This is a genomic window from Microtetraspora malaysiensis, assembly GCF_050947145.1.
GTDB classification, from domain to species: domain Bacteria; phylum Actinomycetota; class Actinomycetes; order Streptosporangiales; family Streptosporangiaceae; genus Microtetraspora_A; species Microtetraspora_A malaysiensis.
In genome coordinates this window covers 289,601-312,317 of the sequence record NZ_CP191998.1, presented here as the reverse complement: position 1 = coordinate 312,317, position 22,717 = coordinate 289,601, and the positions used below count along the sequence as shown (strand labels likewise).

The 22,717-nt window shown below is 70.1% G+C and carries 19 protein-coding genes and 2 tRNA genes; 3 read left to right on the top strand and 18 right to left on the bottom strand.

Going from position 1 to position 22,717, the window contains the following annotated elements; genetic code table 11:
- Window positions 1-69: 69 nt before the first annotated feature.
- The 6 genes from ACQP1V_RS01575 to ACQP1V_RS01550 all read right to left on the bottom strand — a co-directional run bounded on the left by ACQP1V_RS01575 (window position 70) and on the right by ACQP1V_RS01550 (window position 4,672).
- Window positions 70-990 carry a hypothetical protein gene (locus ACQP1V_RS01575; protein ID WP_433418093.1) on the bottom strand — a complete coding sequence of 307 codons (921 nt, stop codon included), beginning with the start codon at window positions 988-990 and terminating at the stop codon, window positions 70-72.
- A gap of 272 nt (window positions 991-1,262) precedes the next feature.
- Window positions 1,263-1,673: a tail fiber domain-containing protein gene (locus ACQP1V_RS01570; protein ID WP_433418090.1), complete on the bottom strand. Its 411-nt coding sequence runs from the start codon at window positions 1,671-1,673 to the stop codon at window positions 1,263-1,265.
- Window positions 1,670-1,858 (bottom strand): hypothetical protein, encoded by a 189-nt coding sequence (locus ACQP1V_RS01565; RefSeq protein WP_387417277.1) that lies wholly within the window; start codon window positions 1,856-1,858, stop codon window positions 1,670-1,672. The genes ACQP1V_RS01570 and ACQP1V_RS01565 overlap by 4 nt, the downstream gene beginning before the upstream one ends.
- Before the next feature lie 312 nt (window positions 1,859-2,170).
- Window positions 2,171-2,247 (bottom strand) — tRNA-Thr (locus ACQP1V_RS01560).
- 65 nt (window positions 2,248-2,312) lie between these two features.
- The gene (locus ACQP1V_RS01555) at window positions 2,313-3,857 is read right to left on the bottom strand and encodes an alpha/beta hydrolase (RefSeq protein WP_433418088.1); all 1,545 of its coding nucleotides are present in this window, start codon (window positions 3,855-3,857) and stop codon (window positions 2,313-2,315) included.
- Complete coding sequence (locus ACQP1V_RS01550; protein WP_433425734.1) at window positions 3,854-4,672, bottom strand: PSP1 domain-containing protein; 819 nt, start codon at window positions 4,670-4,672, stop codon at window positions 3,854-3,856. Before ACQP1V_RS01550 ends, ACQP1V_RS01555 begins: the two co-directional genes overlap by 4 nt.
- Window positions 4,673-4,787: 115 nt before the next feature.
- Between ACQP1V_RS01550 and ACQP1V_RS01545 the strand changes: the two genes are divergently transcribed.
- Entirely contained in the window at window positions 4,788-5,447 is a 660-nt protein-coding gene (locus ACQP1V_RS01545) for a trimeric intracellular cation channel family protein (protein WP_387417300.1), read from the top strand.
- Window position 5,448: 1 nt separating this feature from the next.
- Here the strand turns inward: ACQP1V_RS01545 and ACQP1V_RS01540 are convergent, their stop codons facing one another.
- The 9 genes from ACQP1V_RS01540 to topA all read right to left on the bottom strand — a co-directional run bounded on the left by ACQP1V_RS01540 (window position 5,449) and on the right by topA (window position 17,725).
- Window positions 5,449-6,711, bottom strand: a complete 1,263-nt coding sequence (locus ACQP1V_RS01540) for an amidohydrolase (protein WP_433418085.1) — start codon at window positions 6,709-6,711, stop codon at window positions 5,449-5,451.
- Between the two features lie 90 nt (window positions 6,712-6,801).
- On the bottom strand, window positions 6,802-7,410 hold the full coding sequence (locus tag ACQP1V_RS01535) for a permease-like cell division protein FtsX (protein WP_433418083.1): 609 nt from the start codon (window positions 7,408-7,410) through the stop codon (window positions 6,802-6,804).
- Window positions 7,407-7,901: a SigE family RNA polymerase sigma factor gene (locus ACQP1V_RS01530; RefSeq protein WP_433418080.1), complete on the bottom strand. Its 495-nt coding sequence runs from the start codon at window positions 7,899-7,901 to the stop codon at window positions 7,407-7,409. Before ACQP1V_RS01530 ends, ACQP1V_RS01535 begins: the two co-directional genes overlap by 4 nt.
- 165 nt (window positions 7,902-8,066) lie before the next feature.
- Window positions 8,067-9,608: a hypothetical protein gene (locus ACQP1V_RS01525; protein WP_433418078.1), complete on the bottom strand. Its 1,542-nt coding sequence runs from the start codon at window positions 9,606-9,608 to the stop codon at window positions 8,067-8,069.
- Window positions 9,605-10,108, bottom strand: coding sequence for a SigE family RNA polymerase sigma factor (locus ACQP1V_RS01520; RefSeq protein ID WP_433418075.1), 504 nt, complete (start codon window positions 10,106-10,108; stop codon window positions 9,605-9,607). Before ACQP1V_RS01520 ends, ACQP1V_RS01525 begins: the two co-directional genes overlap by 4 nt.
- Before the next feature lie 95 nt (window positions 10,109-10,203).
- The gene (locus ACQP1V_RS01515; protein WP_433418073.1) at window positions 10,204-11,391 is read right to left on the bottom strand and encodes a DNA polymerase III subunit delta'; all 1,188 of its coding nucleotides are present in this window, start codon (window positions 11,389-11,391) and stop codon (window positions 10,204-10,206) included.
- Window positions 11,392-11,432: 41 nt separating this feature from the next.
- Complete coding sequence (gene tmk / locus ACQP1V_RS01510) at window positions 11,433-13,490, bottom strand: dTMP kinase (RefSeq protein ID WP_433418070.1); 2,058 nt, start codon at window positions 13,488-13,490, stop codon at window positions 11,433-11,435.
- Window positions 13,491-13,646: 156 nt separating this feature from the next.
- Entirely contained in the window at window positions 13,647-14,945 is a 1,299-nt protein-coding gene (locus ACQP1V_RS01505) for a metallophosphoesterase (protein WP_433418067.1), read from the bottom strand.
- A gap of 89 nt (window positions 14,946-15,034) precedes the next feature.
- The gene (gene topA, locus ACQP1V_RS01500) at window positions 15,035-17,725 is read right to left on the bottom strand and encodes a type I DNA topoisomerase (protein ID WP_433418065.1); all 2,691 of its coding nucleotides are present in this window, start codon (window positions 17,723-17,725) and stop codon (window positions 15,035-15,037) included.
- A gap of 252 nt (window positions 17,726-17,977) precedes the next feature.
- Between topA and ACQP1V_RS01495 the strand changes: the two genes are divergently transcribed.
- Window positions 17,978-18,163, top strand: coding sequence for a DUF5703 family protein (locus ACQP1V_RS01495; protein WP_067138634.1), 186 nt, complete (start codon window positions 17,978-17,980; stop codon window positions 18,161-18,163).
- Window positions 18,164-18,354: 191 nt separating this feature from the next.
- Here ACQP1V_RS01495 and ACQP1V_RS01490 read toward each other — a convergent pair whose 3' ends face one another.
- From ACQP1V_RS01490 to ACQP1V_RS01480, 3 genes are all read right to left on the bottom strand, one after another.
- Window positions 18,355-20,067 carry a chaplin family protein gene (locus ACQP1V_RS01490; RefSeq protein WP_433418062.1) on the bottom strand — a complete coding sequence of 571 codons (1,713 nt, stop codon included), beginning with the start codon at window positions 20,065-20,067 and terminating at the stop codon, window positions 18,355-18,357.
- Between the two features lie 224 nt (window positions 20,068-20,291).
- On the bottom strand, window positions 20,292-20,864 hold the full coding sequence (locus tag ACQP1V_RS01485; RefSeq protein ID WP_084259404.1) for a hypothetical protein: 573 nt from the start codon (window positions 20,862-20,864) through the stop codon (window positions 20,292-20,294).
- Window positions 20,865-20,959: 95 nt separating this feature from the next.
- Window positions 20,960-22,258, bottom strand: coding sequence for a M20/M25/M40 family metallo-hydrolase (locus ACQP1V_RS01480; protein ID WP_433418059.1), 1,299 nt, complete (start codon window positions 22,256-22,258; stop codon window positions 20,960-20,962).
- 193 nt (window positions 22,259-22,451) lie between these two features.
- Here ACQP1V_RS01480 and ACQP1V_RS01475 point away from each other — a divergent pair.
- Window positions 22,452-22,540, top strand: a tRNA-Leu gene (locus ACQP1V_RS01475).
- Window positions 22,541-22,717: the final 177 nt, after the last annotated feature.

Here is a 22,717-nt window from a genome sequence, read left to right as displayed (position 1 = left end):
CCGCCCTATCATCCGCGCCGCCTCTACGGCCCCCTGCCCGCCAGCACTTAAGCCTTTGTCAGCAGGCTCTTAAGAGAACCAGCTTGCGCCGAGTTCCTGGATGGCCTTACTGCCCTTGGGCACCAGCAGTGCCTCGCTCAGCACATTGTTGACGCTCTTGGAGTCGTTGAGCAGGGCGAACAGGAAGAACGAGCCGCCACTCGCCGTACGGAAGCCGAAGACGGAACCGTAGCCGGCGAACCCGACATACAACCCCTTGTTGACCTCGGGGAACGCCTTGCGACTGTAATTGTTCTTGGCCAGGCGGTAGCCGGAGTCGCCCTCCTTCTTCCTCTCTCCGTTCCAGAAGTTCTGGTACTCCTCGGCCACGGCGCGCGCCACGGCGTTGTCCATGTCAGTGACGTAGCCGTCGGCGTCGAGCAGCGGCTTGGGCATCTGCTGGCCCCAGTGAATCGGGGTCGCGACGGCCAGCCTGAAGGACTGCCCAGGGGAGCGGAAGAACGCGAGCACGTGCGGGCGGTCATGGCCCTTGGTGTCCTTGTAGGTCGCCTGCGCGATGAACCAGTCACCGGCCGATGGCTGCTGCTCCGGCCTGGGCAGGTAGACCGTCGGGGCGCCGGTCAGGTTGATCGGCTTGTGCTCCGGCTTCCATCCGTAGTCCTCACGGCTACGTTCGAGCACGCCCTCGTGCATTGCCCCCTCGATGAACAGCGCGTCAATCCGGGCGTTCGATCGCCACCACTTGCGCTTCTTGAGCACCGCGTTGTACTTGCCCACCCACCGCCGCATGGCCTGCCTGGCTTGGGGGATGGTCAGGGCCGTCTTGGTCGCCGAGGGAGTGGGGGCGGCGCTCCCGGAGGGCGTGGCGCCCGACGACGGAGGCAGCGAGGTGGCATGTGAGGTGACCGGGGTCGGCGTGGGCGCGTCGACGGGCCAAACGAACACGCCAGTGGCCGCACCGCAGCCGGACAGGCTCAGAACAAGAGCCACGATCAGCAGTATCGCGCGCACCGACAACGCCCCCAAAGACAGCACAAAGGCATGACAAAGAGAACGTATCGGATTGAATCTGCCGAAAACTCCGTCCATGCAGTTCAAGCGCCATGCGAGTACCCGTCGACCCCCGGCACGACGGGGAGGAGCGGAAGGAGATCCTCAAGAACGCGGGAGTGCGTGACGCCCGCGTTCACGACGGCCGCCACACGGCGGGAACACTCCTGATCGACAATGGTCGGGAACCCGCGCGAGGCAGTCTGGCCAGGTCAGCCGGTCCCCAACGGGTTCTGCTGGCCAGGCCCGGATGTCGAGGCGATACCGCGGAGCTCATCGACTTGGTTCTGCAGGTCAACGACAAGCCGGTACAGGGTCTGGATGGCGACGAGAGCTACCCCGTTGGCGTCGACGGCTGGGATGCGGGTATCCGGCTGTCCGAAGTCGAAGGCGGCCTTCCAGTCCTGGGCCATCGGCCCCAGATGGCGTACCCCGTCCGGCTCCCACTCGTACCGCCACGTACTGACGGGCAGCTCGGCAACCTTGGCGAGGATCTCGTAGCCGTTAACAGCGCCGGGATATGGCTCCGGTGGAGCATCGTCTCGATGGTCTTGGAGCGGCTGCGTAGCCGTCTGGTTGTGTCGGTTACGCAGCCGCATGAACGCCGACAGCTTCAAGATCAACGATCCCACTGCACGGGGACGATGTCGCGCTTGATGTTCCGGTCGCTGAAAAGAAGGGAGCCGAGGGGCACGAAGTGGACCTCCGCGCCGACACCGACGTCGGCGCTGGCAGCGGCGGCGGTGGCCACGACAGTACCGGCGGTGACGGCGGCGGACGTGGCGAGGAAACGAATGATCCTGCGCATGGAACCCTCCCGAGGGACAGAGATCAACAGACTTGGCTACGCAGAGTACGTGACCGACTTCAGATCGCGCATGGCTTTCCGTCTGTCGAGCGAAACAGAGCCGTTCAGGATCACTCGCCGACCAAGCCGGGTAGCGGCGGCAGCCGACCCGGGTGTCGCGGCCACGAGCAAACCGCTCCTCGCGCTCGCGGCCGGCCGGTTCCATGACCGCACATCAGGTCGCGCCGTGCTGGTTGCGTGAAACCGCAACTCGAACTGCACCAGGAAACGATCACAGGGCGTCTCCCGAATGGGAAACGCCCTGATCATTAATGGAGCCGCCTTGGGGAATCGAACCCCAGACCTACGCATTACGAGTGCGTCGCTCTGGCCGACTGAGCTAAGGCGGCGTGCCGTACGGCAGCGTAGAGAAGTCTACAGGCTCATGAGCCCTTCTCGCGCCCCCTCGGCGACGTCACGTGACCTTCGGGCACATCGTGCCCTGCTTGGGTGGCTTGAGGGAGATTAGGTAATCGTCGACCGCTTTGTCGACGCACGTCGAGCCCATCCCGTACGCGGTATGCCCGTCGCCGTCGTAGCCGAGCAGGACACCCGAGCTGAGCTGGGACGCGAGCCCCTCCGCCCACTCGTACGGCGTGGCCGGGTCACGCGAGGTGCCGACGACGACGATCGGCGGGGCGCCGGCGGCGGTGAGCTTCTTGTCGGCGCCCTTGGGCGCCACCGGCCAGTACGCGCACGGCAACGACCCCCACATCACGAAATTTCCGAAATGGGGGGCGATCTTCACCGCTTCGGCGGCTCCCTCGGCGTACGCGGACGGCTCCTTGGGATAGGGGTGATCCACGCAGTTGATCGCCATGTTCGCCTCGGTCTGGTTGGAGTACGAGCCATCCGGCTTGCGGTCCAACATCAGGTCGGCCATGCGCAGCAGGTCGGTGCCGTCACCGTTGAAGGCGTGCCCCAGCGCCTGGCGCAGCACTGGCCATGCCTGCCGCTCGTACAGCGGCGTGACGATGCCCAGGACAACCCACGACTCGTTGATCTCCCGGCCGTCGCCGAGGGTGTTCTTCAGGGGATGCGCGTCGGCCTTCTTCAACAGGTCGGTGAGCTCGTCCATGGCCCCCTCGACCGTACGGCTGGAGAAGGGGCAGGCGCCGTCCTCGAAGCAGTCCTGCAGGAACGCCTTCAGCGCCACCTCGAAGCCGACGGCCTGGGTCTCGTTGGACTTCAGCGCCGGGACGGACGGATCGACCGCACCGTCGAGAACCAGGGCGCGGACCTTCTTCGGGAACAGGTCGGCGTAGACAGCGCCCAGATAGGTGCCGTACGACTTCCCGAGATAGGTCAGCCCGGAGTCGCCGAGGGCGGCGCGCAGCACGTCCATGTCCCTGGCCGCGTCGGCCGTGCCGACGTGGGGCAGCAGCTGGGCCGCCTTCGCGCCGCAGGCGTCGGCGAACGCCTTCGACCCCTTTTCCATCGCGGCGACCTCGGCCGGCGTGTCCGGGCTGGCGTCCAGGCCTGCGTAGGCGTCGAGCTCGCTTCCGGACATGCAGCGGATGGGGCTGGACTCGCCCACGCCCCTCGGGTCGAAGCCGACGACGTCGAACTGCGACCGGACCTTCGCGCTCAGCACCGAACGCGCCGCCCGGCCGTACTGGATGCCGGAGCCGCCGGGTCCGCCGGGGTTGATGAGCAGCGAGCCGACGCGCTTCCCGGTGGCGGGCAGCCGGATCAGGCTGATGCCGATCTTCTCGCCGGACGGCGCGGAGTAGTCGAGCGGCACCTCGGCGCGCGAGCACTGGAAGCCGTCACCGCAGTCTTTCCAGTCGAGGTGCTGGCTGTAGAACGGCTGAAGCGCGGGTGTCGGGGCCTCCGCGCGGGGCTTCGCCTCCTCCTGCGTGTGCGTGCAGCCCGTGACGGCCAGCGCGAGCGCGAGGAACGCCGCCGCGGCTCCGCGGGCAGGGGTCGGGGGGACACGCCGTGATCGGAAGATCTTCACGCTTGCGGCTCATACCTCTCGTCGTGGGCCTTGCGCGGGCCGCAGACCGAGGCGCGCGAGCACTGGCAGCGCCGCCCCCCGTCGTCGAGCCGCACGGTGACGTAGTCTCCCGGCACGTTCCTGCCGACGACCTGGCCCGGCCCTTCGTCCGTCTCCACCCGGGCTCCCGCCCTCGGGAAGGTCCGCTGCGCCTCGACGTACAGCGGGTGCTCGAACTTGAGGCAGCACATCAGCCGACCGCACGCTCCGGCGATGCGCAGCGGGTTGACCGGCAGGTCCTGGTCCTTGGCCATCCGGACCGAGACGGGCTCGAAGTCCTTCAGGAAGGTCGCGCAGCACAGGTCCCGCCCACACGGGCCGATTCCGCCCTGGAGGCGGGCCTCGTCGCGCGGCCCTATCTGCCGCAGCTCCACCCGCGCCCGCAGGTTGCGGGCGAGGTCCCGCACCAGTGCCCGGAAGTCGACCCGGTGCGGGGCCGAGAAGTAGACAGTGAAGACGTTGTCGGCGTCCACATAGTCGACCCCGACGACCTTCATGGGCAGCTCGTGCCGCTTGATCAGGCGCTTGCACACGCTGCGGGCCTCGGCCCTGCGGCGCCGGTTGGTCTCGTCCCTGGCCAGGTGTTCCTCGGTCGCGATGCCCGCGCAGACCGGCAGGCCGTCGACGTCCTCGCTCACGTACTGCGGCGCCCAGATGCACTCGGCCACCTCGGGCCCGGAATCAGTCGGTACGAGCACCTTGTCGCCGACTTTGGGGGAATGCCCTCCGGGATCGAGGTAATAAAGCCGCCCGTACCGGGTGAAGCTCACCGCCATCATCATGCCCAAGCGCCCGGCCTCCTCGATCTTGTACGGCTGCCGCCCGCCCTTACCCTACGCGGCATCGGCACCATGCCGTCAGGGCCGGCCATATATCGGGTATCGACGCCAGGTGAACGCCGAACCGCCGCTGCTGCTGCTCGCCCTCGACTTGGCGGGCACCTTCGCGTTCGGACTCAACGGCGCGTTGACCGCGGTGCGCGCCGCCCGGCTCGACATCGTCGGCGTGGTCACCCTCGGTATGGTGACCGCGCTGGGCGGCGGGATCATCCGCGACATCCTGATCGACTCCCTGCCGCCCGCCACGTTCGGCGACTGGCGCTATCTGGCGGTCGCGGCCGCGAGCGGTCTGGTCGCGTACGCGCTCGGCCGGCGGCTGGACCGGCTGGCCGGCCCGATCATCGTGTTCGACGCCCTCGGGTTGAGCCTGTTCGCGGTGACCGGGGCGAGCAAGGCGCTGGACTACCGCCTCGGCATCGGGCAGGCGGTCATCCTGGGCGCGATCACAGCCGTGGGCGGCGGCACGCTCCGCGACGTGCTGATCCGGCGGATCCCCACAGTGCTGTACAGCGAGCTGTACGCCATCCCCGCCCTGATCGCGGCCGCGATCACCGCGGTCACCGTCCGCACCGGCGTCTACGGGCTCCCCGCCGCCATCGGGGCCGCCGCCGTCTGCTTCGTCGTCCGGCTGGTGGGCGTCCGCTTCGGGCTCAACGCTCCGGGCCCGCCGGGCGCCCGGGGCGACGTCCCCGGTTCCGGGGACCGGCGGTGAGTCAGCGGCCGAGCCACGCGAGAGCGGCGACGACCAGGGCCTGGGAACCGGTGTCCAAGGTGGGCTGCGGGACCGGGGCGAACGCGGCGGAATGGTTCACCGGGATGTCCTGCGCCACCCGGCCGGCGGCCGCGGCCCTGCGGTAGATCTCGGGATCGATGCCGCCGATGCCCCAGTAGGTGTACGGGACTCCCAGGGCGTTCGGGATGTCGCTGAAATCCTCGCTGGCGGTCTGCCGGCCCATCGGCCCGGCCCGGTCACCGAAGAACTCACCGAACGCGGCGGCCACCCGGCTGGTGGTCTCAGGATCGTTGTCGGTTAGCGGGAAGCGGTCGAACAGCTCGATTTCCGGAGCCGTCGGACACCGCGACGCCTGGCACTCGGCGAAGACGATACGGCGCACCGCATCCAGGATCGCGCTTCTGGTCCGCTCGTCGTAGGTGCGGATGTTGAACTCCAGCACGGCGTGATCGGGGATGACGTTGCTCTTCGTGCCGGCCTGGACGCTGCCGACCGTGACCACCGCGGTCTCCCCCGGCGAGGTCTCACGGGACACGATGGTCTGCAGCCGGATCACGATCATCGCCGCGAGGACCACGGGGTCGACGGCCGCCTGCGGCATCGAGCCGTGGGCTCCGCGTCCGTACACGGTGACGCGCCCGCTGTCGGCGGCGGAGAGCACCGGACCGGCATGAGTGCCGACGTGCCCGGCCGGCGCCGGCAGCACGTGTTGCGCGAGCGCCACGTCCGGGACCGGAATCAGCTCGGCGAGGCCGTCGTCGAGCATGGCCCGCGCGCCGTCGCCGGTCTCCTCGGCCGGCTGGAACAGCGCCACCAGCGTGCCCCGCCAGCGGTCGGTCCCCTCGGCGAGCAACTGGGCCGCGCCGAGCAGACAGGTGACGTGTACATCGTGTCCACAGGCGTGCGCGATCGGTATCTCGCGCCCGCCGGAATCCGTGGCCGTGTCGGTGCTGGCGTACGGCAGGCCGGTCGCCTCTCGCACCGGCAGCGCGTCCATGTCCGCCCGGAGCAGCACCGTCGGACCGTCGCCGTTACGCAGCACCCCGACCACACCGGTGCCGCCGACCCCCTGGTGTACCTGGCAGCCGATCCGGCCGAGGCGCTCGGCGATCTTCGCGGCGGTACGCCGCTCATGGTGCGACAGCTCAGGATGCCGATGCAGGTCCCGGTAGAGATCCTCCTGCCATCCCCGCACGGAGCCCAGACGGGCCGCCACAGATGACGCGGGTGACATGGCAGCCATGACGCCCTCCTCGGGGCGGCGACACACGTGCCCCCTTCGAGGCTAGGCCCTCCGGTTCGACCGGGCGGGAGCGCGTACGCCGTCAGGGCCTCAGCACTTCGCCTTGTCCCGAATGCACTCCGTGTCGACGACGTTCGAGACCCCGGGCAGGTGCTGCGCGACGCCCACCACCATCTTCCGATCGGCTCCCTGCTTCACCTTCACGCGGAAGGACTCCGGCAAATCCGTCGGCTTGATCGCATCGAGAAGCCGGGAATCGGTGCCGTTCGCCCGGAACTTCTCGTACGCCTGCATCTGCGACTCGAACCTGAGGGACTCGACCCCGGGCAGCAACTCCAGAACCTGCCGGATCCGCCGCCGATCGTCCTCGGTCGCCGCACGCTTCTTGCACGCCGGGAAGGCATCATTCTTGCCGCACAGGAACACCATGATCTCGTCCGGCCAGGAACCCGCCCCGGCCACGCTGAGCTGGACCATGCTGTACGCCGCAGGACTGGCCGCCGTCGTGGCCGGAGGTGCGGGCCGTACCAGCAGGAACACTCCGACGGACATCGCGGCGACGAGCGCGGCGGGGATCACGACGAGCCGGGAGATCCGGGCCCGAGAGCGCCCTCGCGGCGCGGTCAGCGGGCGGACGGAGCGGAGGTCGGCGGTCGCCGCCGCCTCGGACAGGGCTTCGCGCAGACGTTGTTCGATCATGATTCCTCCCCAAGGGTCCGGCCGAGGGCGGCGAGCCCCCGTGTGATGGTGGAGCGCGCCGTGCTCCCGGCGACACCCATGGTGTCGGCGATCTCCTCGTACGACAGATCGAGGTAGAACCGCAGCACGAGCGCCTCGCGCTGCCGTCGCGGCAGGCCGCTCAGAGCGACCAGGACCTCCCGGCGTTCCTCGCCGATCATCGCGACGCTCTCCGCCGACCAGACGGGCGGCACGTACGGCACCGCCCGCCGGAAGGCGAGGCTCCTGCGCCGCAGCACGGATCGGCAGCCGTTCAGCACGGCCGACCGCACGTACGCCAGGGCGCTGCCCGGCTCACGCAACCGCTGCCGCCCGGCGTGGGTGCGCGCGAACGCCTCCTGGACGACGTCCTCGGCCGTGGCGAGGTCACCCACCATGAGCAGCGCCAGCCGTACCAGGCCGAGATGATGGTCGGCGAACAGCGCCGCGACGTCGACGCGTTCCCGGATCAAGGGCTCCCTCTCCGAGAGCAGTTCGGCTTTCACACCAAAGAGACGCACTGGTGTGGCTTCTGCTGCTTCTGTTCCGGAAGAAACACTCCCACGGGGCGGAAACGGGAACGGCCGGCCTGCCGGGGGCGAGCCCCAGAGCAGGTCGGCCGCAACCGGCGGCGACGGCTACCAGGCGAACCTGGAGCCGAAGACGCGGGAAGGTTCCTCGGTCTTGGTCAGAGCCCGGTAGCCCGCCGCGTCGACCGCGCCGATCTCGTCGCCTCGGGCGACGATCACATGCTCGCCGGTGCCGTCGAGGTCGAGCAGCCGGATCGCCGCCTCGCCCGCGTCGTGGTAGACGACACCCGCCGCCTTCCCGTCGGCGGTGTTGTACGCGATGAGGTCCGCGGATCCGCCCACCTGCCGGCCCGTCTTACCGTCGATCTCCATGTTCTGGAACGCGGCCACGATACGGCTGCCGTCCGGGCTGATGGCGGCTCCCAGCATGCCGCCTGACGTTTCACCGGCCTGTGCGGAGAGGGAGATGCTGCTCGCCTGCTCCAGGCTGTCGCCGGGCGCTCCGGTGTCCAGGAGGCGCAGGTCCGACAGGTCGGGACACACCTTGAAGACCGCGTGCACCTCGATCGGATCCTCATCCGGAGCGACGGCGGGCGACGACGCCTCGCTCGGCTCGTCCAGGATGGTCGCCGCGGGGAAGCGGCACCACTCGACCTGCGGCGTGGCTTCCTTGCCCGTCACGCCCGGCTCAATCGGCGACGCCTCGGTCACCACGAATGACGCCTCGGCGGTCGGCGCCACAGAGGGCTCGGCCGTCGCGGGACTCGGGACGGCGGTCGCCGTCGCCTCGGACGCCACCGGACTCGCCGTGATCGCATCAATCACTGGCGCCGGGGGTTCTCCCACTCGGCTGACCATCGGATACGGGGATGGCGCCTCGGTCGCCGTGAACGTCGCCTCATCGGTCACCGGAGCCGATGACCCGAGCTCCATCCGAACGTAACCGGCGAAAAGCACGAAGCGGCCGTCGGCCGTCATCGACAATTCGGAGACGTCGACGCCGTCCTTCGCGGTCCACGTGCGGCTGTCGCCGGTCGCCGTGTCCGCGACCACCAGGCGGCCTTTCTCGCCACCGCGGCACGGCACCACGCCATACGCGAGCTTGCCGCCGTCACCGCTGACCGCCAGGGAGGTCGGCCTGGTGCCCTCGGGCGGCGCGAAGGGCAGTGGGCCGAACGTCCCGATCTTCCCCTCCTCGTCCAGCGTGAAGCGGTACAGCCGTGGCCGGCAGTCGTCCTCGGCCGACACCGCATAGAAGAGCCGGTTGTCTTGCGCCGCCTGGATGCCGACGAACCGCTCCTTCCCGGAGGGGTTCGGGACCCGGGAGGTCTCCGCACCGCCGTTCACGCTCCTGACGATGATCCCGCCCTCCCCGGCCTCGGCGAAGAACGTGGGCGCGGCGGCGAGGCCCGCGCTCGTGGCGGCGTCCTGGCTAGGGCCCCCGTCCCCGCCCCGGGCGACCGCCACGCCGCCGGCCACCGCGACCGTCACAGACGCCGCCGCGGCGAGCGGGACCAGCCAGGCTCTCCGCACCCGGCTCGCGCCCCCCGAGCGCGTACGGCCCGCGCTCAGCGAGAAGGCCGGCACCTGGTCGATAGTCTCGCCCACCGCCCTGGTGGCGTCGCGCAGGCGATCGGTGATGTCGTTCATCGTGCGTTCCCCAGCAGTCGGCCGAGCGCGTCCAGGGCTCGGGAGGTGGTCGACTTGACGGTGCCCCGGCTGACGCCCATGACCTGGGCGGTCTCCTCTTCGGAGAGGTCGGCGTAGTAACGCAGCACGAGCGCCTCACGCTGCCGCCGGGGCAGGCGGTGCAGCGCCTCCATGACCTCGCGCCGTTCGGCCCCCAGGAGGGCGGCGGATTCGGCCGACCACACGGGCGGCTCGTACGTCCCGGCGAACCAGGACGGCAGGCGCCTCCTGCGCAACACGGTCCTGGCGTTGTTGAGCACGGCCGACCGCAGGTAGACGAGCGCCTTGCTCCGGTCCCGCAGGCCGCCGAACCGGCGATGGAGGCCGAGGAACGCCTCCTGGACCACGTCCTCGGCCGCCTCGCGGTCGCCGAGCATGATCAGTGCCAGCCTGGCGAGGCCGATCGCGTGCTCGGCGTACAGTGCCGCGATCGTCTCGCCCGCGGTTTCCGGGGCGGTCACCGACGCTCCGGGAGGTTTATGGATATTCAGCGTTTCGGCCTGCATGCACCAGAGACGCCGAATCGCCTCTCAGGTTGCTCCCGCCACCCGGCTCGCTATCGCGGGACGCGCGGATCCCGGAGGGCGAGGGTCATGGCCTCCACCGCGATCTGCGGGTTCACGTTCGCCGCGAGCCGCTCCCGGCAGATCATGATCGCCTCGGTACGGCGCAGCGTGTCCTCGGGGGTCGATTTGGCCGCGAGCGTCTCCACCTCGCGCCTGCGGTCCTCGTTGGCCAGCCCCACCCCGGCTCCGAGCTGCACGGCGAGGACGTCCCGGTAGTACGCCACCAGATCGAGCAGCGCCACGTCGATCGAGTCGCGCTTGATCCGGGTGGCGCGGGACTTCTGCAGCGTCTCCAGCTCCTTCAACGCGCCGGCGCCGCCGCGGACCAGGCCCTTGCCCAGCCCCTTGCCCGACGATCCCTCGCCGTAGACCCTGCGCAGCTCGGCGGTCTCGACCTCGTTCAGCGTGGCCGTCGCCGCGTCGGCGTCCTCGGCCGAGGTCTTCACCAGCCGTTCGGCCGCCGCGATGCACTCGCCCACGCCGGTGAGCGACGCGGGGATGGACAGCACCTCCTCACGGCGCCGGCGGACCTCCTCGTCCAGGGCCAGCCGCCGGGCCCGCCCGACGTCGCCGTGCGCGGCCCGCGCCGCGAACCAGGCCATGTCGTCCGGCACGTTGTCCCGGGTCGCCAGCACATGCGCGACCGCCTCGGTGGACGGCGTACGGAGCGTCACGACGCGGCAACGGGACCGGATCGTGATGATCATGTCGTCGGGCGACGGGGCGCAGAGCAGCCAGACCGTCCGCGGTGGCGGCTCCTCGATCGCCTTGAGCAGCGCGTTGGCGGCGGCCTCGGTGGCGCGGTCGGCGTCCTCGAACAGCACGATCCGCCAGCGGCCGAGCGTCGGGGCGCCCGCGCCCTTGAGCACGAGGTCGCGGGTCTGCTTGGCGCTGTAGGAGAGCCCCTCGGGCCGCACCCAGGTCAGGTCCGGGTGGGAGCCGATCTCGACCTGGTGGCAGGAGTCGCAGTGCCCACAGCCCTGGTCAGGGCAGAGCAGCGCCGCCGCGAAGGCGCGGGCCGCGTCGGAACGCCCGGAGCCGGGAGGGCCGGTGAAAAGCCACGCGTGGGTCATCCCGGCGCCGCGACCGCCCGCGAGGACGTCGGCGGCGGCGGAGGCGGCCTGTCCCAGCACGGCGGCGGCCCGATCCTGGCCCACCAGATCCTCGAACACACCCACGCGCCCAACCTACCGTCAGATCGCGAGCGCGCCCGGCCGTCTCAGTCGCGGATGGCCGGGATGGTGCCGGTGGCGGCCTCGGTCTCCCCCGGCACCGGGTCGGGCAGCACCTCGCGCACCCGGTCCTGGATGATGCGGGAGATCTCGTCCTGGGGCAGCGTGCCGTCCACGACCAGGTAACGGTCGGGCGCGGCCGCCGCGAGCGCCCGGAACTCGTGCCGGACCCGCTCGTGGAACTCCATCGGCTCGGACTCGATCCGGTCGGCGGGCGAGGCCATCCGGCGCAGCCCCACGGACGGGGGCACGTCGATCAGCACCGTCAGGTCGGGGAGCAGTCCGCCGGTCGCCCAGGCGTTGACCCGCGCCACATCGTCCGGGTCGAGCGTCCGGCCGGCGCCCTGGTAGGCCAGGGACGAGTCCACGTACCGGTCGCAGACCACCGTGGAACCCCGTTGCAGCGCCGGGCGGATCACCTTCTCCACGTGCTCGGCCCGGTCCGCCGCGTACAGCAGGGCCTCCGACCGGGCGGACAGCCCCTGGTGGGCGGCGTCGAGCAGGATGGCGCGCAGCCGCATGCCGATCTTGGTCGAGCCCGGCTCACGGGTCTGCACCACGTCGAAGCCCTGGTCGCGCAGCCAGATGGCGAGCAGCCGCGACTGGGTGGTCTTGCCTGAGCCCTCGCCGCCCTCGAAGGTCACGAACAGGCCGGCCCGGGGCTCCTCGTCCTCGACGGTGAAGCGCTCGCCCCGCAGCGCGGCGAACAGGTCGGCCCCAATGGGGACACCCGGCCGGTCGTCCATGTGGCGCAGCGCGAGCGCCCCGACCACGACCGCGAGCAGCGCGCCCAGGAGCAGCACCAGGTTCGTGCCGTCGAAGCGGTACGTCATGTCGCCGATCACGAGAAGGTGCTCGCCGAAGAGCCCGGCGAACGCGGAGACCACCGCGAGGACCAGGAGCAGCGTCACCCTGGCCAACGACTGCAGGAAGGAGAACGTACGGCCGCGCAGGCCGTCCTCGACCTCCAGGCCGATCAGCGTGTATCCGATGATCCAGGCGGTCCCGGCGCAGGCGCCGAGCACCACGGTCAGCACGACCACCAGGGCCAGGTTGTGGATGAGCGCGATGGCCGCGAGCGTCACCCCGGCCAGGACGATGGCCACGCCGAACATGCGCCGCCGGGACAGCGCCCCGAGCAGCCGGGGGCCGAAGAACATGCCGGCCCCCATGCCCAGGAAGACCGCGCAGAACACCGCGCCGTAGCCCGCGTCGCCGCCGCCCAGCGCGCTCACGTACGCCTTGGCCACGCCGACGACCGCGCCTCCGGCGGCGAAGGCCCCGAGCATGCCGATGACCAGCCCGCGCACCACGCGCTCGCCGCCGACGAACCGCCAGCCTTCGATCACCTGCCGCAGCACCGGCGGCGTGGACACCCTGAGCGTGTGGCCCTTCGGGATCTCCCGCAGCGTGAAGATCAGAGCCGCCGAGACCAGGTACGCCAGGGCGTTGACCGCCAGGGCCAGGTCCGTCGGCTGCGCGCCGAACCCGGGGGAGGCGGCGCTGATCATGCCCACGACGGCCGACAGCACCGCGAAGAGCGCCGCCGCGACCGGGGCCGTGCCGTACGTGACGAGCAGGTTGAGCCGGTTGGCCTCCTCCAGCCGCTCCCTGGGCACGAGGTTGGGCACCGTCGCGTCCTTGGCCGGCACCCAGAACAGGTTCGCGCACTCGACCAGGAACGACGCGATGATCACCCACTGGTAGCTGCCGACCAGCGGGATCGACGCCACGACGGCGAATCTCGCGACGTCGGCGCCCACCATGGTCAACCGGCGGTCGAACCGGTCGGCGACCGCCCCGGCGAGCGGCCCGAGCAGGATCGCCGGCAGCATCTTGGCGACGAACACGCCGCCGACGGCGAGGGTCTGCGTCTGAAATCCCGATGCCGCGGTGAGGTTCCCGGCGAGGGCGGTCAGCGCGATGATGTTCAGCCAGTCGCCGAGGCTGCAGACCGACATGGCCGTCCACAGCCTGCGGAAAGGCGCGTTGACCAGCACGTTCGGCGGCCTGCGTCGCGTGGCTGCCCGGCCATGGGTGCTCATGATGTCAGCGTATCCAGGTGCTCGCTGGGCGGGAGAACGGTGTGAGAGGGCCGGATTTCCGCCCGCTCGTCGCCTGAGGGTAGTACGTCCCGCCCTGTCCCGCAGGACGGATGCCAGGAACCGCCCCATATTTCCGGCCCGCGCGGGCGCCGGCGGTCAGGCGCGAAGCTCGATGAGGGTGATCTCCGGCGGCGCGCCGACCCGGACCGGCGGCCCCCAGTAACCCGCGCCCCGGGTCACGTAGATCTGCGTGCCGTCCACCGTGTCCAGCCCCGCGACCACCGGCTGCTGCAAAGGAACCGCCAGGTTGAACGGCGCCATCTGCCCGCCGTGGGTGTGCCCGGACAGCTGGAGATCGACGCCGTACCCGGCGGCCTGCCTGACCTGGACCGGCTGATGCGCGAGCAGCACGACCGGCCGCGCGGCGTCCCGCCCGCCCAGGGCCTTCTCCAGGTCGGGACCGTCCCCGGACGGCGTTCCGTACAGGTCGTTGACCCCCGCGAGGTCGAGTACGGCTCCCGCGTGGGCGATCTCGACCCGCTCGTTGCGCAGCGACCGGACGCCGAGGGAGTTCAGCTCCTCGATCCACTCCTGGGGGCCCTGGGACGTGTAGTACTCGTGGTTACCAGTCACGAAATATGCCCCGTAGCGGGATTCGAGGTGGCGCAGCGGGGCGGCCAGCTGCCCGAGTTCGGCGACCGTCCCGTCGACCAGGTCGCCGACGATCGTCACCATGTCGGCCTGGAGGCCATTGACCATCCGGACGATGCGCTCCGTGTGGCCCTTCCCCGTCAGCGGTCCGATGTGGATGTCACTCACCACGGCGATCCGCAGGCCGCTCATCCGCGGATCCAGCTTGGGCAGGCGGACCGGGATCCGCTCGATCACCGGGTCGCCCATCGCCGTGCGCATGCCGTACCCCACGGTGGCCAGCGCCCCGACGCCCGCGACCGTGGCGGCCGTACGCGCGATGAACACCCGCCGGTCGACCCGGGACGTTTCCGGGCCGGCGGATATCGGCGGGGCTGTGGATATCGCCGAGGCGCCGGACGTTCCCGACCCGGTGGACGGTCCCGGCGCCAGAGGCGATCCGAGCACAGGATCGCCTGAATCCACAGGCTCACGGGATTCCACCGGCCCGGGTGACTTCTCGGAACGCCTGGCCAGCCACAGGGCGATCGCCCGGGGAATCTCCAGGGCCACCGTGAACACGACGAGATAGAACATGATCGCCAGCCACATGTAGCCGGGCCACGCGATGACACGCTCGAACGACATCCCGAAGACCTGGCCACCGATGGCCCTCAGCGGCAGCAGGAACACGAGCAGGACGAGCCCCCACGTGAGCACGCGACGCGGCACGCTTCCCGGACGGGTGGCCGGCCTGACCAGCCGCCACCACAGGTAGCAGTGCACGACGACCACGACGGCCAGAATCGTGACCAGGAACCCCACGGCGTACTCCCCTCGCTCCGCTGCCGGACGATCTTACGGAGCGATCCCAGAGGAACGCGTCGAGCCCCCGACAGCGGGGGCTCGACGGGCTAGGACTTCGTGGTGGACTTGGCCGCGGGCTTCTTCGCGGGCGCCTTCTTGGCCCGGGTGGTCGTCGCCCGCTTGGGCGCCGGCGCCCGCTCGCGGCGCTCCGCCAGCAGCTCGGCGGCTCGCTCGGTCGTGATGTCCTCGACCGTGTCGCCCTTGCGCAGCGAGGCGTTGGTCTCGCCGTCGGTCACATACGGACCGAACCGGCCCTCCTTCACCACGATCGGCTTCTTGGAGTTCGGGTCCTCACCCAGCTCGCGCAGCGGCGGAGCGGCCGCGGCCCGGCCCCTGCCCCGGGCCTTGGGCTGCGCGAACAGCTCCTTGGCCTGGTCGATCGTGACCGTCAGCAGGTCCTCTTCGGAGGCCAGCGAGCGCGAGTCGGTGCCCTTCTTGATGTAGGGCCCGAACTTGCCGTTCTGCGCGGTCACCTCCTCGCCCTCGATCTCCCCGACGACCCGGGGGAGCGTCAGCAGCATCAGCGCCTGTTCGAGCGTGATGGTGTCCAGCGACATGGACTTGAAGAGCGAGCCGGCCCGCGGCTTGGGCACGTCGGCCTTCTTGACCCGCTTCTTCCCCTCGGCGGGCGCCGGCTCCTCCGGCAGGACCTCCGTGACGTACGGGCCGAAGCGGCCGCTCCTGGCCACGATGACGTTGCCGGTGACCGGGTCCTTGCCCAGCTCGCGGTCGCCGCTCGGCCGGGAGAACAGCTCCTCGGCCTTCTCGGCGGTCAGCTCGTCGGGCGTCATGTCCTCGGGCACGTTGACCCGGGCGCCTTCGCGGTCGAGGTAGGGGCCGTAGCGGCCCACCCGGATCACGATGTCGCTGCCCCTGATCGGGAAGGAGCTGATCTCCTTGGCGTCGATCTCGCCCAGGTCGGTGACCATCTCCTTGAGGCCCTCGTCGCCGTCGCCGCCGAAGTAGAACCGGCGCAGCTCCGGCAGCCGCTCCGCACGGTCGTTGGCGATGTCGTCGAGGACCTTCTCCATGTCCGCGGTGAAGTCGTAGTCGACCAGGTTGCCGAAGTGCTGCTCCAGCAGGTTGACCACGGCGAACGCGAGGAAGGACGGCACCAGCGCGGTGCCCTTCTTGAACACGTATCCCCGGTCCAGGATCGTGCCGATGATCGACGCGTACGTCGACGGGCGGCCGATCTCGCGGTCTTCCAGCTCCTTGACCAGCGACGCCTCGGTGTAGCGGGACGGCGGCTTGGTGGAGTGGGCCAGGGCGTTCAGCTCGGCCGCGGTCAGCCGCTCGCCCTCCGACAGGTTGGGCAGCCGCTTCTCGGCGTCGTCCCGGTCGGTCGAGGGGTCGTCCGCGCCCTCGACGTACGCCTTCAGGAAGCCGTGGAAGGTGATCGTGCGGCCGGTCGCGCCGAACTCGACCCTCTCGCCGGCGCTGGAGGCGCCGCCGACCCTGACGGACACCGACTCGCCGACCGCGTCCTTCATCTGGGAGGCGACCGTACGCTGCCAGATCAGCTCGTACAGGCGGAACAGGTCCCCCGACAGGCCGGTCTCGCCGGGCGTGCGGAACTCCTCGCCCGACGGGCGGATCGCCTCGTGCGCCTCCTGCGCGTTCTTGACCTTGCTCGTGTAGACGCGCGGCTTGTCCGGCACGTACGCGGAGCCGTACAGCTTGACGGCCTGGCCACGCGCGGCGGCGACGGCGGTCTCCGACAGCGTGATGCTGTCGGTACGCATGTACGTGATGAAGCCGTTCTCGTACAGTCGCTGCGCGATCTGCATGGTGTATTTCGCCGAGAAGCCGAGCTTGCGGCTCGCCTCCTGCTGCAGCGTCGTCGTCCGGAACGGCGCGTACGGCTTTCGCGTGTACGGCTTGCGCTCGACGGACGTGACGGAGAAGGACGCGTTCTCCAGGCGGGCGGCCAGCGCGCCGGCGGCGGCCTCGTCCAGGTGGAGGACGTCCGCGCTCTTGAGCGCTCCGGTGGACGCGAAGTCACGGCCCTGCGCGACCCGCCTGCCGTCCACGGAGGCCAGCGTGGCGCCGAACCGGCGCGGGTCCTCGTCCCTGCCCGTGTCGAAGAGGGCCTGCAGGTCCCAGTAGGCGGCGGCGGTGAAGGCCATCCGCTCGCGCTCGCGCTCGACCACCAGCCGGGTCGCCACGGACTGGACGCGGCCGGCGGACAGCCGGGGCTTGACCTTCTTCCACAGGACCGGGCTGACCTCGTAGCCGTACAGCCGGTCGAGGATGCGCCTGGTCTCCTGCGCGTCGACGAGCCGCAGGTTCAGGTCGCGGGGGCTGGCCACGGCCTCCTGGATCGCCTGCGGCGTGATCTCGTGGAAGACCATCCGGTGCACCGGCACCTTCGGCTTCAGCACCTCGCGCAGATGCCAGGCGATCGCCTCGCCCTCGCGGTCCTCGTCGGTGGCGAGGTAAAGCTCGTCGGCGTCCTTGAGCAGCTGCTTCAGTTTGGAAACCTGGGACTTCTTGTCCGGGTTGACGACGTAGAGCGGCTCGAACTCATGGTCGACGTTCACCCCCAGACGGGCCCACGCCTCACCTTTGTACTTTTCAGGGATGTCGTCGGCTTTCTCCGGAAGATCTCGGATGTGGCCGATGCTGGATTCCACGATGTAGCCGCGCCCGAGGTACCCGGCGATGGTCTTCGCCTTGGCAGGCGACTCGACGATCACCAGGCGGGTTGCGCCGGCGTTGCCGTCCTTGGCTGGCACGCTGCTTCCTACCTCGCTGTTCCCTGTCGTTCCCCGTGTCCCCGGTCGGGACAGCCGCCTTCACAGGCTCGGCCGGCCCTTGCCCCGGCTCGGCCACGGGACCGTCTCGACGGTAACCCGTCGCCGGTTGTCCTTACCCCTCGGGCTACCCGGTCCGGCCCCTGTGTGTAACTCACCTGGACCTTCTATCCGCAAGGACGCAGAATAGAGCCAGGAGCGTTCCCCTAACACACCTCTCGGAGACTAATCGCTTTGCTGGACTACTCCTACAAGGACCTGTATCTGCCCTGCGGGACCTCACGCGAGGCCGCCAGGCAGGTTCTCACGGAGCATGCCGAGTACGGAAGCTGGGAGCTGGACCGGCTGCGACTCTATCCCGACGGAAGCAGGCGCATCCGACTGCGCCGCAAGATCATACGTGTCGTCCGCACCATGTGACCACGCCCCGTGCTGATCCGTGGACGGTTCGCATCGGGCGGGGATCACACACGGCGATCGGGCACGACTGTCAGGCATGGCATTGCCCGCCCCGGGCCGCGCCCCCGGAGCGGGCAAGCTCTTCATCCTCCGGAGAGGAGAAGCGCTTCTACTCGTTCACGTGTGCACCCGTGACGAGCACGTACGTGTCCCTACCGCTGGCCGCGCGGGCGCAGCCGCCGCACGACCGCGAACATGGTGGCCGAGGCGGCGAACAGGGCGCCCAGGGCCAGGGCGATCAGGGAGCCGGGGTTCATCCCGGTCACACCGACCGGCTGCTCGGCGCTCATCAGGCCGAGGTTGCCGAGCGGGAGGACGTCGGTGGCCCCGCCGAGGGAGTTCGCGGCGGGCAGCGAGCCGACCAGGCCGGTCACCGGGGCGAGCGCCCCGGCGGCGCCGCCCTTACCCGCGGCCGGCCGGGCCGGCGACGCGGCGGCGGTGGGCAGCAGGCCGCTGTCCGGAACGCCGGGGACCATCGGCAGCGCGGAGAGCATCCCGCTCGTGCGCACCTTGTGCGCGCCCTTGCGGGACTTCTTGTTCCAGATGCCGTGCCAGTTCGTGCGGCCGTGGTACTGGCCGCCCACGCTCGCGCCACCGAGGCATCCGGCGGCGGCGTCGCCCAGAACGGCGACCGCGTTGCCGCACAGGTTGATCGGCGCGGTGATCGGCGCCACGATCTGGTTGCCGCCCAGGATGCTCTGCGCGCCGCTCGTCACGTTGCGACCGCCCCCGGTGCCACCGGTGACGGAAGCTCCGCCCTTGCAGCCGGCCTTGGCGTCGCCGAGCACGGCCACGGCGTTGCCGCAGGCATTGATCGGCGCGGTGATCGGCGCCACGATCTGGTTCCCGCCCAGGATGCTCTGCGCGCCGCTCGTCACGTTGTGGCCGGCGCCGTTGCCCCTGCCGCCGCCGCTCACCGAAGCGCCGCCCGTGCACCCGGAGAAGGAGTCGCCCAGGACGCCGACCGAGTTGCCGCACAGGTTGATCGGCGCCGTGATCGGAGCCACCACCTGGTTGCCACCCAGGATCGAGGAACGTCCCGAGGTGATGTTGCCGCCGGCACCCGAGCCGCCGGAGTTCTTGACGGACGTGCCACCCGCGCACCCGGCTCTGCCGTTGCCGACGGCGTTGCCGCAGACATTGATCGGCGCGGTGATCGGCGCCACGATCTGGTTCCCGCCGAGGATGCCGTGCTCACCGCTCGTGATGTTGCCGCCGGCGCCGCCGCCGCTCCAATGGCCCCGGCCGCGGCCGCGGTAGCCCTTGCCGCCGCCCTTGCCGCCCTTGCCGCCGCCGCTCACCGAAGCGCCGCCCGTGCACCCGGAGAACGCCTCACCGAGGACGCCGACCGAGTTACCGCACAGGTTGATCGGCGCCGTGATCGGAGCCACCACCTGGTTGCCACCCAGGATCGAGGAACGGCCGGAGGTCCGGTTGCCGCCGGCACCCGAGCCGCCGGAGTTCTTGACGGACGCCCCGCCCTTGCACCCCGCGGTGGCATCGCCGAAGATCGCGATCGCGTTCCCGCAGGCGTTGATCGGCGCGGTGATCGGAGCCACCACCTGGTTGCCGCCGAGGATGCTGTTCTCCCCGTTCGTGGTGTTGCCGCCGGCGCCTCCGCCGGAGCCGCCCTGGCCGCTGTCGACCACCGCCGCCCCGCCCCGCGAGGAGGCGGTCGAGTCACCGAGGACGCCGACCGCGTTGCCGCTGATGTCGATCGGAAGCGAGATGGGGAGGTTGAGCTGGTTGCCGCCGCCGATCGAGCCGCGGCCGTCGGTGTCGGCGAAAGCCGTACCGCCGCCGAGGGACAGGACACCGACGGCGAGAAGCGCCACGGGGGTCGAACTCTTCGCCCACGTTCGCATGATGGATGCTCCTAGGTTTTCTGGGGGATTACCTGACGGGCTCATGACGGAGTGCGGCCGGGCACAGCGAGGCCGTGGGCCGTCATGACTGATTGGGAAAAGAAACTCGCGTCCACCCGCACGGAGCCGCGCAGACGATACGGCTCAGAGGAGTCGAGGCCGTCGCAGGGCGCGCTCCGCCACCGGTCCGACGTTCGATGAGCAGGACCGGCGCGATGGCGGGATCAGTCCGGCGAGATGGATGGGTCGTCCGCCGCTGTGCGCACGACCGGGGGAAGGACTGCCGCGCAAGGTGCGGGCAGCGCCACGAGCCGCACGTCGGAGATAGAACGTGCGACGTCCCCGAACAGAATGGATCCACCGCTCCCCTGGGGGACCATGCCCTGGCTCCCTGGGGTGTGATCGGCGGTGGACGGTGATGGGAAACCGGGCTTCGACTGACTCGTCAGCCCGTCGACATTGCGCCCGGCCATCGCTTCGGCGTTGACCGACGCGTCGTCAGTCGTGGGGAAACCGTCGGCCCTCGTGGAGGCACCACCCTCGACGACCGACCCGATGACGCCCGCTGAGGGAACCGCGTCGGCACTGGCCGGGGCCGCGCCGAAGACGCCGAAGATCACACCGAGCACCCAGGCGGCGGCGACGAATCCGCAGACGATCAGAAAGCGGACCACACGCGAGCCGGCCGCGAACCGCGCAACCCGGCTGCGCTCGCCGACCTCGGAAGCAATCGCGGGCACGCACGGGTCGGCGGCGGGCATCTCTGCCCGCGACCGCTCGTCCGGCGTGCGTGCCACGCGACCTCCCCGAGATCAACCGAGTCCGCCTGATGCGGATCGCCCCTCAACGGAGAGTTACTTTAGCGGCACACCAAGTGATCGCAACCGATTTCTCAGCAGTAATCGAGGAAACGGTCAAGAACTCGAACCCCGAATTTAAGCGAATCCACCGGAACCCGCTCATCTACCCCATGGAACATTCCGGAGAAATCCAGATCCGCCGGAAGACGCAGGGGGGCGAAACCGAATCCGCGGATGCCCAGACGGCTGAACGCCTTGAGGTCCGTGCCCCCGCTCAGCGTGTACGGCACCGCCTTGGAACCCGGGTCCTCCGCCTGGAGCGCATCGGACATGGCCTTGACCAGCGACCCCTCGAAGGCCGTCTCCAGGGCCACGTCGTGGTAGACGAACTCCCTGGTGACGTTGGGGCCGAGGAGCTCGTCCACCGTGCCGAAGAACTCGTCCTCGTACCCGGGCAGGAAGCGGCCGTCCACGTGCGCGGTGGCGGTCTGCGGGATGACATTGGCCTTGTAGCCGGCGTCCAGCATCGTGGGATTGGCCGTGTTCCGCAGGGTCGCGCCCACCATCCGCGCCAGCGGGCCGAGCTTGGCCACGGCCTCCTCCGCGTCCTCGGCCTTCAGCTCGATGTCGAACGCCTCGCGGAAGAAGGACTGGACGGTCGGCGTCAGCCGTACCGGCCACTGGTAGCGGCCCAGGCGGCCGATCGCCTCGGCCAGCTCGGTGACCGCGTTCTCGTCGTTCAGCATGGAGCCGTGGCCGGCCCGGCCGGTCGCGGTCAGCTTCATCCAGGCGATGCCCTTTTCCGCCGCCTCGATGAGGTAGAGACGGCGGCTGTCCGAGATGCTCACACTGAAGCCGCCGACCTCTCCGATCGCCTCGGTGCAGCCTTCGAGGACCTCCGGGTGCCGATCGACCAGCCACTGCGCGCCGTACGCGCCTCCGGCCTCCTCGTCGGCGGTGAAGGCGAGCACGACGTCGCGCGGGGGCTTCCTGTTCTGGCTGAGGCGCTGCCGTACGACCGCGAGGATCATGGCGTCCATGTCCTTCATGTCCACGGCTCCGCGGCCCCAGACGCACCCGTCGGCGATCTCACCGCTCATCGGGTGGTGCGTCCAGTCGGCCGCGTTGAACGGGACCACGTCCAGGTGCCCGTGAAGCACGAGGGCACCGCGCCCGGAGTCCGCGCCCTCGATCCGGGCGATGACGTTGGCCCGCCCGGTGTCGGACTCGAGGATGCGCGGTTCGAGGCCCACCTCGGCCAGTTTCTCCGCGACGTACTCGGCGGCCCGGCGCTCGCCCGGACCGGCGTTGTCGCCTGCGTTCGTGGAGTCGATGCGGATCAGGTCACGGCACAGGCCGACGACCTCTTCCTCACCGTTGAGCGGAGTCATGCGCCTCTCTCCGGAATCTTCCGTGCTTCGGTCGGTCACGGCGTGCTCCTCCTGTTCGGTACGGCCTGCGCCTCCCATCCTGCCGCCCGCCCGGCCAAAGGAGGAGCGCCGATTCCCGGTGTGAACCACGCGCCGGAGAGTGCTAATCTGTGTGAGCCGACGCGGGATGCAGGTCCCGCGGGTCAGGCACCAAGTCCGGGTGGCGGAATAGGCAGACGCGCTAGCTTGAGGTGCTAGTGCCCAGTGATGGGCATGGGGGTTCAAGTCCCCCCTCGGACACCAAGGAGTCCCCGAGTTTGTGCAAGTCACAGACTCGGGGCCTTTGCTTTTTCGCCACCAGAACGAGCCGTGATACCTGATACTTCCCGGCCTTGATCAGCCGTTGCCGCCCATGATCGCGGCGAACCTCTCGACGGCTTCACGCCGGCAATCAGCATGATCGTGGCGTGCGTGTGGCGG

Excerpts from the sequence above, each read along its gene's own strand:
- ACQP1V_RS01480 (WP_433418059.1), bottom strand. The coding sequence starts at position 22,258 with ATGACTCCGCTCAACGGTGAGGAAGAGGTCGTCGGCCTGTGCCGTGAC.
- ACQP1V_RS01490 (WP_433418062.1), bottom strand. The coding sequence starts at position 20,067 with ATGCGAACGTGGGCGAAGAGTTCGACCCCCGTGGCGCTTCTCGCCGTC.
- ACQP1V_RS01550 (WP_433425734.1), bottom strand. The coding sequence starts at position 4,672 with ATGGCGGTGAGCTTCACCCGGTACGGGCGGCTTTATTACCTCGATCCC.
- ACQP1V_RS01525 (WP_433418078.1), bottom strand. The coding sequence starts at position 9,608 with ATGAACGACATCACCGATCGCCTGCGCGACGCCACCAGGGCGGTGGGC.
- ACQP1V_RS01540 (WP_433418085.1), bottom strand. The coding sequence starts at position 6,711 with ATGGCTGCCATGTCACCCGCGTCATCTGTGGCGGCCCGTCTGGGCTCC.
- tmk (WP_433418070.1), bottom strand. The coding sequence starts at position 13,490 with ATGAGCACCCATGGCCGGGCAGCCACGCGACGCAGGCCGCCGAACGTG.
- ACQP1V_RS01565 (WP_387417277.1), bottom strand. The coding sequence starts at position 1,858 with ATGCGCAGGATCATTCGTTTCCTCGCCACGTCCGCCGCCGTCACCGCC.
- ACQP1V_RS01535 (WP_433418083.1), bottom strand. The coding sequence starts at position 7,410 with ATGATCGAACAACGTCTGCGCGAAGCCCTGTCCGAGGCGGCGGCGACC.